The organism is Flavobacterium piscis, assembly GCF_001686925.1.
Taxonomy (GTDB): domain Bacteria; phylum Bacteroidota; class Bacteroidia; order Flavobacteriales; family Flavobacteriaceae; genus Flavobacterium; species Flavobacterium piscis.
The window spans coordinates 384,543-400,841 of sequence record NZ_LVEN01000042.1 but is presented as its reverse complement, the minus strand read 5'-3'; the positions used below and the strand labels follow the sequence as shown (position 1 = coordinate 400,841).

The window sequence follows — 16,299 nt, the reverse complement described above, 5'->3', positions numbered from 1 at the left end:
ATTTCTAATCTTCCAAGATGATCGAAGGCAAATTCTCATTCAGCCATTTGTATTTATTCAGGATCATAATATGCGTTCCGCCTTTTACCACAATGCAACTGTTGATATATTTTATAGGAAAAACATCATCCTGATCGCCGTGAATATGTACCACTTTGGGATCAATTTCATTTCTGTCCCATAAAACAACTGATTCTACCGCCCATTGTAAATACTTAAGGTCACGAACCGCTAAAAACTTCTCGTACAGTTTAATTCGCTTATTGATTTTTTCTCCAAAGGAATATTTTGCCAGATTTTCGATATTCAAAATCAGCTTCATCGGAATCAGCTTGTAAGCTTTTGTAGTTTTACCAATTTTCATTCTTCTCGGAAATTCGACATTACTTCTCACACTCGAAATAATAATTACTTTTCGAACTTCGATATGTTTTGCAATTTCCTGAACCAGAATTCCTCCAAACGAAACTCCAATCAAAACCGGATTCTCATGTTTAATGTTTTTAGAAATTCTAAGCGCATAATCAGATAAAGATTCTTTTGCTTGTGGAATCTCCCATTCTAATAAACATACTTCAAAAACAGATTCATCTAATTTGATTCTTTCAAAAATAGCAGGACTAGCTGCCAGACCAGGCATAAAGTATACGGGAATTTTACTCATTTTAACAGAAACAGATTATGGTTACAGCTTTAATTTCAAGCTAAAATTACTTTTTTTAGCGATATGCACTGCAAATCTTACACCATAATTAATTTAAACAAAATAAAATCACAAAAACCGCACGCAACCCAAGCCTTTACAGGACTATCAAAAAATAATTTTATATTGAAAATCAAATGATTACCTTTGTAGTCATTATAACCAATATCAAAAGATCTTTCCAGGATTTTTCAAACAATACTATTAACGTTCTTTTTCTATTATTTTTTTAATTCAATCCCCAAAAAACATGACTAATATGGAACCTATTGAAACTATGGAAATCAAAGACAATACTTTTGCAAGACAATTTGAAACCATAGTCCCTGAAGGATTACTTTCTGTTGAATATTCATTTCAGGAAAAGAAAATCTTTCTAACCAAAATCAACTCGCCAGAAGGTTTTGACAATCAAGCATTAATTGATGTAGTACTTAAAAACATCATGGAACTTATTATCGAAAAGAAATTCAGATTAATGCCTATTCATCCCAGAATTGTATTATTTATCAAAAAAAACCCTCAGTACAAGGAATTACTTCCTCCCGGAATTAGAATTTAATTTTAAAAATAGCCAATAAGTCATAGTCATAATCCACCGATAACCATGCAAATAAGCAGCATTGTTAATCGGTGATTAATCTTTTGACCCACGAGCTTTTTAAATCTATATAGCCGCTCCCAAAGAAAACAGGTGCCGGCCCGTGACCATAATGCGTTAAAGTTCTGTAAAGAGACCCTACAAAATCAAGCATAAAAGCAAATAGGAAAAATCACGAAATAAAAGCTCTACTATTTTCTCGAAAAAAAAAAGCACAAGATCTCTCTTGTGCTTTTTTAGAATTAAAACCTTTAAATAATAATTAATCTCATAACAGTTCTACCAATCCAAAACCTACAATAACTGCTGTCCAGACTGCAATCATACCCGGAATCATAAAACTATGATTCAATATCCACGAACCTGCCTTAGTAGTTCCTGATCTGTCAAAATTGATTGCTGCCAAATCACTTGGATAAAAACAGAAGAAGAAATAGGCATATGACGCTGGAATACAAGCTATCAATACCGGCGTTGGAATTCCTAAAGAAATTCCCAAAGGCATAATAACCAACAACGTCGCTGCCTGACTTTTTAGAAAAGCAGAAGCGCAAAACATAGCCAGAGCAAATGTCCACGGATGTGCCGTAACCGTTTCGCTAATAAGTGACAAAATATAGGGTTTGTTATTTTCTATCACTGTATCGCTCATCCAGGCAATACCAAAAATCATAATAGCCGCGACCATACCTGCATTGAAAACTTTTGTATCGGAAATACTTTTTGCCGATATTTTTGTAGCAAAAAGTATGATTGCACCAACCGCCAACATTACAAATTGCAGTACTATACTCATTTTTAAAGAATTCCCTTCTTTATCTAATGGAAGTATGGCTTCGGGAAAAATAGCAATAATTACAATTCCTAAAATTCCAAGCAGGAACAACGCTAAAGCAGTTTTAGATTTTTTTCCGAATTTGTTAGTTTGTTCTTCCAGATCTCCAAAAATATATTTTCGTTGTTCTTCATCTTTTATCTTTTCCTGAAAAACAGGATCGTTTTCCAAATCTTTTCCTCTTTTCAAACTCCAAAGTGCTGCAAGAAGCAAACCGGCAAGACCGGACGGAATTGTAATTTTTAGAATATCGATAAGACTTACATGTAAATTGGCCGCTGCAAAAATTCCAACCAACGCTGCTGCAGCTGCAGAAATTGGACTCGCCGTAATTCCTAACTGACTACAAATTGCAGCCATTGCCATTGGGCGTTCCGGACGAATTTTATTCTTAATCGAAACATCGTAAATAACTGGCAATAATGGATAAACTGCATGTCCTGTACCTACCAGCATGGTAAGAGTAAAACTTGTCAATGGCGCTAAAAACACAATTTTATTTGGATTCTTACGAAGCAATTTTTCAGCATAACTTACAATTAAATTTAATGCTCCTGTCGCTTCTAACGATGATGATGTTGTAACTACTGCCAGAATAATCAGCATTACCTCTACTGGAGGTTTTCCCGGTTCTACTCCATATAAAAATACTAATAAGGTAACTCCTAAACCTCCCAGCATTCCCAAGGCAATACCTCCATATTTTATTCCGAAATAAATAATTACCAGAAGCAAGACTAATTGACTCCAAAACAAGAATGGAGCGTTTGCCGGTATTGCTTTTTCGGAATCAGTTGAAGCTTTTTTAACGGTTTCATTTTGTGCCTTTGAAGGTGTTGCAATCTCTTTTTGAACAGTTATTTTTGAATTTGAAGGAACTGAAACCTGAGCTATAGATTGCTCTGCAACAATATCTTTTTTGTTTGTGCTATTGGCAAAAGAAGGATTCATTCCTGCAATTGCAAAGAAGAGACAAAGTACTATTTTGATACTTGTTTTCATTTTTATTTTAAATTATTGATTAGTTAATATTTGTGTAGCCAAACACTACGCAGGAGTTTTATTTCTAGAAAAATCTTCCTTGAAATTGTATGATAAATAAGTTGTTATCGTATGCCGTAGTATTGGCGACGTTGCGTTTATAATTATCGAATTGCATTCCCATTTCGATACGTCCCGTATATCCTTTTCCAAATTCCAGACCTGCCATTGGCGTATAAGTCTGTCTTGCATTTGAATTGATTTTAAAACTTCTGTCAAAATATTCATAGCGACATGAAAATTCTATAGCGGTTAATTTTTGATATTGAATTTCATATCTCAAATTGGGCAGGAAGTATGCCCCACGCATTTCGTAATCATTAATATTTCCTGTTCTGGATTCTGCAGCTAAAGAATAATATAAGTAGTGATTTATTCCTTGTTTGCCTTCAAGCTGCGTTTGTAATATTAGTTTATCCGCCAATTTAAAATCAGCTGTAAAATCTAAGGCAACTGCAAAAACTTTGGTATTAAAAACTTCCCCAAAACCACCATTAATACCAAAATTGATATTATGTTTTTTATTTAATTCGAAAGCAAAACGCGAAGAGTATTGTTTACCATCGTCTTTGTCTGATACCTGGTTTCTCCCATTTCCGTTTACAGCAGAAAATGCATAACTAACGGGAAGCTTTCCTAAATTAAACCCTCCAAATACAGAAGCCCCCATTTGAAAACTTGCCCAGCCATTATTACCAAACTCTGTATATTGATTAGAATAATCGAATGATTTAAGAATATCGGCAGGATTTAGTTCCTCAAGTCCAAAAGCGGGTCTAAACTGACCTGCCATAATACCAATGTTTTTATTAAAAATATACCTTGCAAAGGCATTTTCAAGAATCTTGTTTTTAGGATCTGATTTTACGTCTGCAAAATTTGCCAGAACAACAACATCAAATCCATCACTTAATTTTGTTGTAAGCCCAAGACGCATTCTTTTTATATCGAATGTATCTTCGACTCCTTCACCATCTAAATGCTGCAGTCCGGTTGCAGCATCTATTCCTTTCGTAAAGCCACTTAAGTAACGGCCCTGAAAAAGCCCCTGTACTTTAAATTGAGGATATTTTAATTCTGTTTGAGCATGAGAATCTATAGTTTGCCCACTCGAGAAAAAGGGAAATAAAAAGATTAGAAGTATAATCTTTTTGGAGAAAAATTTATTTAAAAGGTTCATAATAAAAGTTTAGATTTATTTTATTTTATAAAAATCAAGCTATGAATAGCCCTGTTTTACTCTACTAAAATTATCTAATCCTTACAGCTACAATTCTGATTTATATCATGTTTTTAACATTTATTTAATAATCGTTTTTTATTAATTTTTTCATAAAAAAAGGCGTTAGAATTAACTAACGCCCTTTATATTATTATATTTTTAACTAGATTACTTCTCTATCTCTCTCATAGAATCCATTTTTTTATGAGCAAGAAAACCTGCTACATCTTCAAAATGTTCTTTTACACGTTTGTTTCCAAATTCAAAAACTTTAGTTGCTAATCCGTCAAGGAAATCACGGTCGTGAGAAACCAAAATTAAAGTTCCGTCGAAGTCACGTAAAGCATCTTTGATAATGTCTTTGGTTTTCATGTCAAGGTGATTTGAAGGCTCATCCAGAATCAATAAGTTAACTGGTTCAAGCAATAATTTAATCATTGCCAAACGCGTTTTTTCTCCTCCGGAAAGCACTTTTACTTTTTTAGTAATATCATCTCCCTGAAACATAAATGCTCCCAAAATATTTTTAATCTGCGTTCTAACATCTCCAACAGCTATATTATCAATCGTTTCAAAAATTGTTGCATTTTCATCCAATAATGAAGCCTGGTTTTGAGCGAAATATCCAATTTGAGAATTATGTCCAATTTCAACACTTCCTTCATCAATACCAATTTCTTTCATGATCGCTTTAATCATGGTCGATTTTCCTTCACCATTTTTACCTACAAAAGCTACTTTTTCACCTCGTTCGATCACAATATTAGCATCTTTAAAAACAACATGATCTCCGTACGATTTAGAAAGTTCTTTTACCACTACAGGATATTGACCTGAACGTGCCGCTGGCGGAAATTTTAATTTTAATGCAGAATTATCTACTTCATCAACTTGTACGATCACCAACTTTTCAAGCATTTTAACACGAGACTGAACGGCATCTGTTTTAGAGAATGTTCCTTTAAAACGGTCGATAAAAGCTCTGTTATCAGCAATCATTTTTTGTTGCTCATCGTAGGCTTTTTGCTGGTGTACACGACGATCTTTTCTTAATTCCAGGTAATGAGAATATTTAGCTTTATAATCGTAGATTCTTCCCATTGTCACTTCGATAGTACGATTGGTGATATTATCGACAAACGCTCTATCGTGCGAAATTACAACAACTGCTTTTGCTGAATTGATCAGGAATTCTTCCAGCCACTGAATACTTTCAATATCCATGTGGTTGGTTGGCTCATCCAGTAAAATTAAGTCCGGTTTTTGCAATAAAATTTTAGCCAATTCAATTCTCATTCTCCATCCTCCGGAAAATTCTGAAGTCTGACGAGCAAAATCTTCACGCTCAAAACCTAAACCTACTAAAATCTTCTCCACTTCAGCTTCGTAATTCACTTCTTCGATTGCATAAAATTTTTCGCTTAAGTCAGAAACTCTTTCGATCAATTTCATGTAAGCATCACTTTCGTAATCTGTACGAACGGTTAATTGTTCGTTGATTTCATCTATTTCAGCTTTCATTTTAAAAATTTCACCAAAAGCTTTAGATGCTTCTTCCATCACAGTCGAACCATCTTTGGTCAATAAATGCTGAGGCAAGTAAGCAATAACCGCTTCTTTTGGAGCCGAAATACTTCCTGTAGAAGGTTTACTCTGACCTGCAATTATTTTTAAAAGTGTCGATTTTCCCGCACCATTTTTACCCATAAGGGCAATTTTATCATTTTCATTTATAGCAAAAGAAACATCGCTAAATAGTGTAGTTCCACCAAACTGAACCGAAATATCGTTAACTGTAATCATTGAGATTTTTAGATTTTTAGACTGCTTAGATTTTTAGACTTCTCAGCAAGTATTTTTTTAAAAGCGCAAAGATAGATTAATTAGACTATTAGACAATATTATTTAAACCACAGCGCGCTCCATTTTTTAATATTATACCAATATTCCTACATCTTTAAAAATTTAGCCTTATCTTGTATGAGAATTAAAATCAGCAAATATGAGAACGAAATTAAACCTTGTAGCCAGCCTAATTGCAGGATTACTGTTTGGATTTTCTGCAAATGCACAAAAAACCGTTATTAAAAAAGAAGCTTTACCCGCAAATGCGCAAACTTTTTTAAAGGCTCACTTTGGATCTAAAAAACCAAGCTACATACTAGAGGACAAAGAAATCCTCTCTACAGAATATAAAGTTCAGTACGACAATAAAATTGAAATAGAATTTGATAAAAAAGGAAACTGGAAAGAAGTTGATGGAAACAGCGGCAAAATCCCATCCTCCATAATTCCGAAAAAAATTGCTTCGTATGTAAAAACTAATTTTCCTAAAGAGAAAATAACCAAAATAGAAATAGGAACTTTTGGTTATGAAACAAAACTGACAAACGGTTTAGAATTAAAATTTAACTTAAAAGGAGATTTTACTAAACTCGATAACTAATATTTAATTTAAACATACAAACCCGACAAGCTTTTAAAAACTTGTCGGGTTTACTATATTACTTCATTATCTAATTGACTAATTATCTCATTAAATTAATCCTTTCTCCATTTTTTAGTTTCCTCAAAAATGTGTTCTAAAATTGCAGATTCTGTTTCGTCGAAATCTATATTTCGTCTTCCCATCACTAATTTTGCAGTTTCGAAAGCTTTCTTGGTTACATAAGTAGTAAAACCTCCTGCACCTCCCCATGAAAAACTAGGAACAAAATTACGAGGAAAACCACTCCCGAAAATATTGGTACTTACTCCTACTACAGTCCCGGTATTAAACATGGTATTGATTCCGCACTTACTATGATCTCCCATCATTAAACCACAAAACTGAAGCCCGGTTTTCGCAAAGCCTTCGGTTTCGTAACTCCATAACTTTACTTCTTCGTAGTTGTTTTTCAGGTTTGAATTGTTACTGTCTGCGCCAATATTACACCATTCTCCCAAAACTGAATCACCTAAAAACCCGTCGTGTCCTTTGTTTGAATTAGCAAAAAGAATCGAATTTTTAACCTCTCCGCCTATTCTTGATCCCGGACCTACTGTTGTTGCTCCATACACTTTGGCATTTAGTTTTACCTGAGCATTTTCGCATAAAGCAAAAGGACCGCGAATTACGGTTCCTTCCATAATTTCAGCATTCTTACCTATATATATAGGTCCTGTTGAAGCATTCAGCGTAACAAACTCTAATTTTGCTCCTTCTTCGATAAATACATTCTCGGGCGCAATAACATTTACACTTTTTGGGATAGGCTGTGATTTTCTGTCTTCGGTTAGATAAATAAAATCTTCACGAATGGCTGCATCATTTTTAGAAAAAATATCCCATGTATGTTCTACAGTAAGAGCATCTCCGTTATATTGAATGATTTCGTAAGCATCAAAATCTACTTCTTCCTGATTTTCTGTGGTAAAAAAAGCGATAACATCATCTCCTTTAAAGATTGCCTGATTTTCTTTTAAATCAGAAACCAGTTCTGCAAGCGTATCATTTGGTAAATATGCCGCATTGATCATTACATTTTCTTCCATTTCCACCATCGGAAATTTAGTTGACAAGTATTCTTCGGTAATAGTTGTAATGGTCGAACCTAAACGTGCTTCCCATTTTTGGCGAATCGTCATGATTCCAATTAGTATATCAGCAACAGGTCTTGTAAAAGTAAAAGGTAGTAAAGCATTCCGGACGGGACCGTCAAAAAGAATGTAATTCATAAATATAAAATTTGTACTTGTTAAAATCTTGATTTGGTTATCGAGATCAAAGTTACAAATATTTTATTTGTTCTATTAAAAAGTACTCTTATTCAAAATAAGAAAATAATTGCTTTTTTGGCTAACATATTTTTATACTGATAATCATTTAACCGCAAAGAACGCAAAGTTTATATTATTAAGTTTTTGCAAAAAGTAAAGTTCGCAAAGCTTTGTATAGATTTAACTTTGCGAACTTGTGTTTTCTAAATATAATGCCAGATAAAAATCTTTGCGGGCTTTGCGGTTAAATTTTACAATTCCATAAAAAAAGCCTCCCAAATTGGAAGGCTTTTGTATAAGTAAAAACAGTTATTAGTTTTTAACGTGTTTTGCATATTTAGTTTTGAATTTATCAATACGTCCTGCAGTATCGATAAGTTTAGATTTACCAGTATAAAAAGGGTGAGATGTTCTAGAAATCTCCATTTTTACAACTGGATACTCAACTCCGTCAACTTCAATTGTTTCTTTTGTATCTGCAGTAGATTTAGTGATAAAAACTTCGTCATTTGACATGTCTTTAAATGCAACTAATCTGTAATTTTCTGGGTGAATTCCTTTTTTCATCTTTTCTTTTATTTTATTGTTTAGAGCATTTTTATTTTGAAGCTTTTTCATGGTTAGAAAAAGGTGTAAACAAAGGATACTCTTTTTTTGTTTAAAACTTTTAATTATTTGAGTTTGCAAATTTACAATTCTTTTTTAATCTACAAATGTTTATCCCACTTTTTTTTAGTTAAATTCAAAAAGCTTTTTTATCTCTCATATATTGGGAATTGCTATATTTGTGGATTAATTAAACTAATAATTATATGGATAAAAATATATCTCCTGCCAAGTCGGGAACTATGTACGGTCTTTTGTTCGGTGTTATAATGGTTTTGGAGTTTGTCATTATGTATGTAATTGGCATGAAATCATTAGTAAACTCAAGTGTTGGAGTAATTGTAAATATAGCCAACTATTTAGTTCTGCCTCTTATATTTATATACTTAGGTTGCAATCATTATAAGAAGGATATCAACAATGGATTCATATCTTTTTCTGAATGTTTAAAAACAGGAGTTTCAATTACTGTTATTGCAGGCTTGGTATATGCCATATTTAGTGTAATTTTTAATTTGATATTTCCTGAATTCATAAATGAAATGCTGGAAATTTCTAAAGAAGGAATGATAACTCAAAATCCTAATATAACATCACAAGAATTAGAAATGGGACTTAGCATGGTTAAAAAATTCATGAACCCATTAATTGTTCTTCCAGTAACACTTGTCATGTATTCATTAATTGGATTAATATATTCTCTAATTATTGGAGCAATAGTAAAGAATGACAAACCTTAAGTCTATAATAAAATATAAATGAATTTATCTATACTTATACCGCTTCTTAATGAAGAGGAATCACTTAAAGAACTCTATTCGTGGATTATTAAAGTGATGCAATCTAACAATTACTCTTATGAAATCATTTTTGTAGATGATGGAAGTACAGATAATTCTTGGAATATTATCGAAAGTTTTTCTAACGAAAACCCTAATGTAAAAGGAATTCGTTTCATGAAAAACTTTGGAAAATCGCAGGCCCTACATGCTGGTTTTGCAAAAGCGCAAGGTGACGTTATTATTACAATGGATGCCGATTTACAGGATAGTCCGGATGAGATTCCGGGATTATACGAAATGATCACCGCTCAGAAGTTTGATTTGGTTTCAGGATGGAAAAAGAAACGTTACGACTCTGTTGTGGCAAAAAATCTTCCTTCTAAACTTTTCAACTGGGCGGCAAGAAAGACTTCGGGAGTTGAATTGAATGATTTCAATTGCGGATTAAAAGCTTACAAAAATACAGTTGTAAAGAATATTGAAGTTTCGGGCGAAATGCACCGATACATTCCTGTTTTGGCCAAAAATGCCGGTTTTAATAAAATTGGCGAAAAAGTAGTGATTCACCAGGCTCGTAAATACGGTGAAACCAAATTTGGAATGGAACGGTTTATAAACGGTTTCCTGGATTTGATTACGATTTGGTTTTTATCCCGATTCGGAAAAAGACCAATGCACCTATTTGGTGCAATGGGTTCGGTAATGTTTATTATCGGTTTTTTATCTGCCGCATATATTGGTATTTCTAAATTATACCATATGTATAACGGAATGAAATATAGTCTCGTAACTAGTAATCCCTGGTTTTTTATCGCCTTAACAACCATGATTCTGGGAACTCAATTATTTCTTGCAGGTTTTCTTGGGGAGATTATTTTGAGAACTAAAAGCAACGAAGCACGTTACAAAGTAGCCCGAGAGGTTAATTTTTAACATGAAGCCCTAGCCTTGATTACTTCACTATACTTCTATTTTTATTGGAGTTCAGTGAATTTCATTTGAAGGGAAAATCCTTTTTTGTTGTTTTTTCTACAACAAAAAAAGATTGGAATGATAGCAGGATTAGCTCCTGAAAATTATTATTATTTTAAATTAAATATAAAAATATACGAATGATGAATATAGCACCTAATATCCTGAATGCTGTAAACGAATGGTTAACACCTACATTTGACAACGATACACAAGCTGCGGTTAAAGAATTAATGACTACATCGCCAAAAGAACTCGAGGAAAGTTTTTATAAAAATCTTGAATTTGGAACTGGAGGAATGCGTGGTGTTATGGGCGTTGGAAACAACAGAATCAACAAATATACGCTTGGAAAAAATACTCAAGGTTTATCTGATTATTTACACGAAGTTTTCCCAAACCAGCCTTTAAAAGTAGTTATTGCTTATGATTGTCGTCATAACAGTAATACTTTGGCAAAAGTTGTGGCTGATGTTTTCTCGGCAAACGGAATTCATGTTTACTTATTCTCAGATTTAAGACCAACTCCTGAATTATCATTTGCACTTAAACATTTAGGATGTCAATGCGGAATCGTACTTACGGCTTCTCATAATCCGCCGGAATACAACGGATACAAAGTATACTGGGAAGATGGCGGACAAATAGTTCCTCCTCAGGATGCTGCAATTATCAATGTGATCGAAAATTTAAGCTACGATAAAATTAAATTCAATGCTAACGAAAGTCTGATTGAATATATTGATACTGAAATCGACAAAGCATTTATAAAATCATCTATCGAAAACGCAAGTTTTAATACTCCGGCTGAAGCCAAAGATAATTTACATATTGTTTTTACTTCATTGCACGGAACTTCTATAAAATCTATTCCGGATACTTTAGCGCAAGCGGGCTACAAAAACGTTCATATTGTACCGGAACAAGCAATTCCTGACGGAGATTTCCCAACAGTTAAATCTCCAAATCCAGAAGAGCCTGAAGCTTTGACTATGGCTTTGGCTTTGGCCGATAAAACCAATTCTGACATTGTTGTAGGAACAGATCCTGATTGTGACCGTCTTGGTGTAGCGGTTAGAAACAACGATGGCAAAATGACTTTGCTTAACGGAAATCAGACGATGATTTTGATGACTTCTTTTTTATTGAAACAGTGGAAAAAAGCAGGCAAAATCAACGGTAAACAATTTGTAGGCTCTACGATTGTTTCGACTCCGATGATGATGGAACTGGCTACAAGTTATGGCGTAGAATGTAAAGTTGGTTTGACCGGTTTTAAATGGATTGCCAAAATGATCAAAGATTTCCCGGAACTTGAATTTATTGGCGGTGGCGAGGAAAGCTTTGGTTTTATGGTTGGTGATGCCGTGAGAGATAAAGATGCCGTTGCAGCTACTTTATTAATATGCGAAGTTGCAGCTCAGGCAAAAGCGGCAGGAAGCAGCGTTTATAATGAACTTTTACAACTTTATGTAGAAAATGGTTTCTATAAAGAATACCTGGTTTCATTGACCAAAAAAGGAATGGAAGGTTTGCAGGAAATCAATCAGATGATGATTAATTTACGTCAAAATCCTTTAAAAGAAATCAACGGACAAAGAGTGATTATGGTTGAAGATTATCAATCATCGATCGCTTTGAATTTATTGTCTGGTGAAGAATCTGCAATGGATATCCCGAAATCGAATGTATTGATTTATTACACAGAAGATGGTTCTAAAATTTGTGCAAGACCAAGCGGAACTGAGCCTAAAATTAAATTCTACATTAGCGTTAATGCAGAATTAGATTCGGTTGCTAATTTTGATGCTGCAGAAAGTTATTTAGACGAAAAAATACAAAATATCATTGCAGGAATGCAATTGAAATAAAAAATAATGAGTTATAAACCGGAAACAAATGAGCAGCCTGAACTATTAAATTCGATTATAGGATTAATAGACCAGACCCGTCATTTTGTTGCCAAAACGGTGAATCAGGAATTAACGCTGTTGTATTGGAAAATTGGAAAGACCATTAATGAAGAAATTCTAAAAAATGATCGTGCCGATTATGGGAAGAAACTCATTAAGAATTTAAGCGAGGAACTTTCTACACGATACGGAAGTGGATTTAACAAAAGAAACCTGCACAGCTTCATCAAGTTAAACTCTATAATTCAAGACTTTACAATTGTGCACACACTGTGTGCACAATTGAGTTGGTCTCATATTAGAACCTTAATTTATATTGAAAATAATATTAAAAGAGAGTTTTACATTCAAATGAGCGTTCACGAACGTTGGAGCGTGAGAACTTTACAGGAACGCATTGACAGTATGCTTTTTGAAAGAACTGCCATTAGCAAAAAGCCCGAAGAAACTATTCTTAGTGATCTTGCTCTTTTAAAATCAGAAAAACAAATTAGTCCGGACCTCACCTTTAGAGACCCTTACTTTCTTGATTTTCTGGGACTTCATGACAGTTATTCTGAGAAGGATCTGGAAAGTTCTATTTTGGCACAATTGCAAAATTTCATTGCCGAAATGGGAAGCGAATTTGCTTTTCTTGCACGCCAAAAAAGAATAACTATTGATGATGAAGATTTCTATATCGATTTACTTTTTTATCATCGCGGCCTCAGAAGATTAGTTGCTATTGACTTAAAACTAGGAAAATTTAAAGCCGGATACAAAGGCCAAATGGAGCTCTATTTACGTTGGTTAGAGAAAAACGAACAAAAAGAAGGTGAAAACAAACCAATTGGATTAATTTTGTGCAGTGAAAAATCTCCTGAACAAATAAATTATTTAATGCTTGACAATGACGAACAAATCAAAGTTTCAGCTTATTTAACACAATTACCAGAAAAAAAATTATTGCTAGAAAAACTGGAAAAAGCCATTGCTATAGCAGAAAATAATATCTACAAATAAATGAGTAACATAAAAAAAATAATTCCTTTTCTATATCCGTATAAAAAATATGCATTCTTAAACATTTTTTTCAATGTTTTGTATGCGCTTTTTAGCACACTTTCGTTTGTTGCTTTAATACCGATGCTTCAGGTATTATTTGATAAAAACAAGCAAATTACGGTAAAACCGGTATATCAGGGAATTCTAAAAATTCAGGACTACGGCCAGGACTATTTAAGCTATTATATTACCACAACAAAAGGCACACATGAGCCTGGTTATGTTTTATCTATAATGGTAGGCATCATCATTTCAATATTTTTATTAAAAAATATTGCCGATTATTTGGCGATGTTTTTCATTACTTTTTTACGAAATGGAATCCTAAGGGATATGCGAAATGCAATGTACAAGAAAACGCTGGAACTGCCTTTGGCTTTTTATTCTGAGAAAAGAAAAGGAGATGTGATTTCGAGAATTTCAGCCGATGTAAATGAGGTACAAAACTCATTTTTAGCCATTCTGGAACTTATTGTAAAAGAACCCTTGACTATTATCTTTACAATAATCATGATGGTGATTATTAGCCCTAAACTAACGCTGTTTGTTTTTATTTTCATTCCTGTTTCCGGTTATATCATTTCATTAATTGGAAAACAGCTTAAAAAACAATCTACTAAAGCACAACAGGAACAAGGGACTTTTTTATCGACTATAGAAGAAACTATTGGAGGTTTGAAGGTTGTAAAAGGATATAATTCTGAAAATTACTTTAATAATGTTTTTCAAAATTCTACTGAACGTTTTTTTAATTTATCAAATAGTATTGGTAATCGCCAGAACTTAGCCTCTCCTGCAAGTGAATTTATGGGAATCACTGTAATTGCGATCTTATTATGGTACGGAGGACAAATGGTTTTAATCGACAAAAGCCTAGATAGCGCTGCTTTTATCGCCTATATGGGATTAGCCTACAATATCCTGACACCTGCAAAAGCAATCTCTAAAGCTTCTTACGGAGTAAAAAGAGGAAATGCGGCAGCAGAACGTGTTCTGGAAATTTTAGATCAGGAAAACCCAATTACTTCTAAACCTGATGCCATTGTAAAAACATCTTTTGACGATAGTATCGAAGTTAAAAATATCAATTTTAAATATCAGGACGAAACAGTTTTAAAAGACTTTTCTCTTAGTATTAAAAAAGGACAAACTGTAGCACTAGTTGGACAATCAGGAAGCGGAAAAAGTACTATTGCCAACCTTATGACTCGTTTTTATGATGTAAATGACGGTACTATTGCTATTGACGGAATCAACATAAAAGACATGAACCTGCAATCGCTGCGTGGCTTAATGGGATTGGTTACTCAGGACAGTATTTTGTTTAATGATACTATAAAAGCAAATATTTCATTAGGAAAATTAGACGCTACAGATGATGAAATTATCGAGGCTCTAAAAATCGCGAATGCTTATGAATTTGTAAGCGAGTTACCTTTAGGAATCTACACTAACATTGGAGATAGCGGAAACAAACTTTCAGGAGGACAAAAACAACGTTTATCAATTGCCCGTGCGGTATTGAAAAATCCTCCGATTATGATTTTGGATGAAGCAACATCTGCTTTGGATACCGAGAGCGAAAAATTTGTTCAGGTGGCTTTAGAGAATATGATGCAAAACAGAACTTCGATTGTAATTGCGCACCGACTTTCGACCATTCAAAAAGCAGACCTGATTGTGGTAATGCAAAAAGGAAAAATCGTTGAGCAGGGAACACACGACGAATTGATTGCTCACAACGGAACTTACAATAAGCTGGTAACGATGCAGTCTTTTGAATCGTAAATAAAAGAATCAACTTTTAGCCACAGATTACACAGATTAACGCGGATTATTTTTCTACTAAAGAATTAAAATCATATATTTATCTGTATAATCTGTGGCTTTTTTTTAGAATAAATCTTAAAACTCAAAAAAATGTATCTCAACAATCCAAACATAACGCTTCCTGATGATCCGGATACTATTGTTTGGAAATACTTGGACTTATCTAAATTTCTTGATTTATTATTGTCGAAGAAATTATTCATGTCCCGATCTGATAAATTCGAAGATCAGTATGAAGGTACTTTTAGCGAACCTACCTTTGAAGAGATTAAAAAACTGGCAATAGACAATCCTGACTTTTTAAATTATTACAAAACGCATCGCGAACAAGTCGCTATAAGCAGCTGGCACATCAATGAATACGAATCATTTGCCATGTGGCAGATTTTCACTCAAAACAGCGAAGGATTAGCGATTCAGTCTACTATTGGAAGATTGCAGAAAGCATTGAATCCCGAGAATAATTTTGACCAATATATTGGCGAAGTCAATTATATCGATTACAAAAAAGAGTATATTCCGTTTGATGATTTGTTCTTCCCGTTTTTGTTTAAGAGAAAAAGTTTTCAGTACGAGCGTGAAGTCCGCATTATTACCGATACTTCAAAAAGTAATTTGAGACTAAATGACGGTTTAAAAATAAACGTCGATCTGAAACAATTGATTGAAAAGATCTATATTCATCCAAAATCTGAAAACTGGTATAAAAAGCTGGTTATTGAGCTCGTAGAACGCTTAGGATTTGGTTTCGAGATCGAAAAATCTGATCTTGAGAGTGATATTTTGATTTAGATTTTTTTTTAAGTTGCTAAGATTCTGAGACCCTAAGGTTCTAAGTTTTTTTTTAGCCACTGATTACACAGATTAAAAGGATTTATATCTTATTGGCTGTGGATTTTAAATAATTTCTTAAAATATTAACCTAAACTGGACTAAAGTCCAGCTCTACAAAAGTTATCGAGCCTAATGGCTCTTTTTTTTTTGATCATAA

At 33.5% G+C, this 16,299-nt stretch carries 14 protein-coding genes and 1 pseudogene; 8 read left to right on the top strand and 7 right to left on the bottom strand.

Annotated elements, in window-relative coordinates; all coding sequences use genetic code 11:
- Positions 1–4 precede the first annotated feature (4 nt).
- Complete coding sequence (locus FLP_RS19180; protein ID WP_065451087.1) at positions 5–664, bottom strand: alpha/beta fold hydrolase; 660 nt, start codon at positions 662–664, stop codon at positions 5–7.
- Between the two features lie 289 nt (positions 665–953).
- Here FLP_RS19180 and FLP_RS19175 point away from each other — a divergent pair, with 289 nt between their 5' ends.
- The gene (locus FLP_RS19175) at positions 954–1,265 is read left to right on the top strand and encodes a GNAT family N-acetyltransferase (protein ID WP_228520454.1); all 312 of its coding nucleotides are present in this window, start codon (positions 954–956) and stop codon (positions 1,263–1,265) included.
- A gap of 26 nt (positions 1,266–1,291) precedes the next feature.
- Here FLP_RS19175 and FLP_RS25315 read toward each other — a convergent pair.
- The 4 genes and pseudogenes from FLP_RS25315 to FLP_RS19160 all read right to left on the bottom strand — a co-directional run.
- Positions 1,292–1,470, bottom strand: a pseudogene (locus tag FLP_RS25315) (anion permease); the annotation flags it as partial.
- A 102-nt stretch (positions 1,471–1,572) separates the two neighbouring features.
- Entirely contained in the window at positions 1,573–3,141 is a 1,569-nt protein-coding gene (locus FLP_RS19170) for an anaerobic C4-dicarboxylate transporter (protein ID WP_207797825.1), read from the bottom strand.
- A gap of 64 nt (positions 3,142–3,205) precedes the next feature.
- Positions 3,206–4,360, bottom strand: a complete 1,155-nt coding sequence (locus FLP_RS19165; protein ID WP_065451086.1) for a porin — start codon at positions 4,358–4,360, stop codon at positions 3,206–3,208.
- Positions 4,361–4,570: 210 nt separating this feature from the next.
- On the bottom strand, positions 4,571–6,205 hold the full coding sequence (locus FLP_RS19160; RefSeq protein ID WP_065451085.1) for an ABC-F family ATP-binding cassette domain-containing protein: 1,635 nt from the start codon (positions 6,203–6,205) through the stop codon (positions 4,571–4,573).
- A gap of 199 nt (positions 6,206–6,404) precedes the next feature.
- Here FLP_RS19160 and FLP_RS19155 point away from each other — a divergent pair, with 199 nt between their 5' ends.
- Entirely contained in the window at positions 6,405–6,848 is a 444-nt protein-coding gene (locus FLP_RS19155) for a PepSY-like domain-containing protein (RefSeq protein ID WP_065451084.1), read from the top strand.
- 95 nt (positions 6,849–6,943) lie between these two features.
- Here the strand turns inward: FLP_RS19155 and FLP_RS19150 are convergent, their stop codons facing one another.
- Positions 6,944–8,119, bottom strand: a complete 1,176-nt coding sequence (locus FLP_RS19150) for a GlmU family protein (protein WP_065451083.1) — start codon at positions 8,117–8,119, stop codon at positions 6,944–6,946.
- A 354-nt stretch (positions 8,120–8,473) separates the two neighbouring features.
- A complete protein-coding gene (locus FLP_RS19145; protein WP_029272307.1) occupies positions 8,474–8,728 on the bottom strand; it encodes a type B 50S ribosomal protein L31 in 255 nt (84 codons plus the stop codon).
- Between the two features lie 245 nt (positions 8,729–8,973).
- Here FLP_RS19145 and FLP_RS19140 point away from each other — a divergent pair, with 245 nt between their 5' ends.
- The 6 genes from FLP_RS19140 (at position 8,974) to FLP_RS19115 (ending at position 16,100) form a co-directional block, all read left to right on the top strand.
- The gene (locus FLP_RS19140; protein ID WP_065451082.1) at positions 8,974–9,507 is read left to right on the top strand and encodes a DUF4199 domain-containing protein; all 534 of its coding nucleotides are present in this window, start codon (positions 8,974–8,976) and stop codon (positions 9,505–9,507) included.
- An 18-nt stretch (positions 9,508–9,525) separates the two neighbouring features.
- Complete coding sequence (locus FLP_RS19135) at positions 9,526–10,482, top strand: glycosyltransferase family 2 protein (RefSeq protein WP_065451081.1); 957 nt, start codon at positions 9,526–9,528, stop codon at positions 10,480–10,482.
- Between the two features lie 182 nt (positions 10,483–10,664).
- Positions 10,665–12,392, top strand: a complete 1,728-nt coding sequence (locus FLP_RS19130; RefSeq protein WP_065451080.1) for a phospho-sugar mutase — start codon at positions 10,665–10,667, stop codon at positions 12,390–12,392.
- A gap of 6 nt (positions 12,393–12,398) precedes the next feature.
- Entirely contained in the window at positions 12,399–13,436 is a 1,038-nt protein-coding gene (locus FLP_RS19125) for a PDDEXK nuclease domain-containing protein (protein WP_065451079.1), read from the top strand.
- A complete protein-coding gene (locus FLP_RS19120) occupies positions 13,437–15,266 on the top strand; it encodes an ABC transporter ATP-binding protein (RefSeq protein ID WP_065451078.1) in 1,830 nt (609 codons plus the stop codon). It begins immediately after the preceding gene.
- A gap of 132 nt (positions 15,267–15,398) precedes the next feature.
- The gene (locus FLP_RS19115; protein WP_065451077.1) at positions 15,399–16,100 is read left to right on the top strand and encodes a DUF2971 domain-containing protein; all 702 of its coding nucleotides are present in this window, start codon (positions 15,399–15,401) and stop codon (positions 16,098–16,100) included.
- Positions 16,101–16,299: the final 199 nt, after the last annotated feature.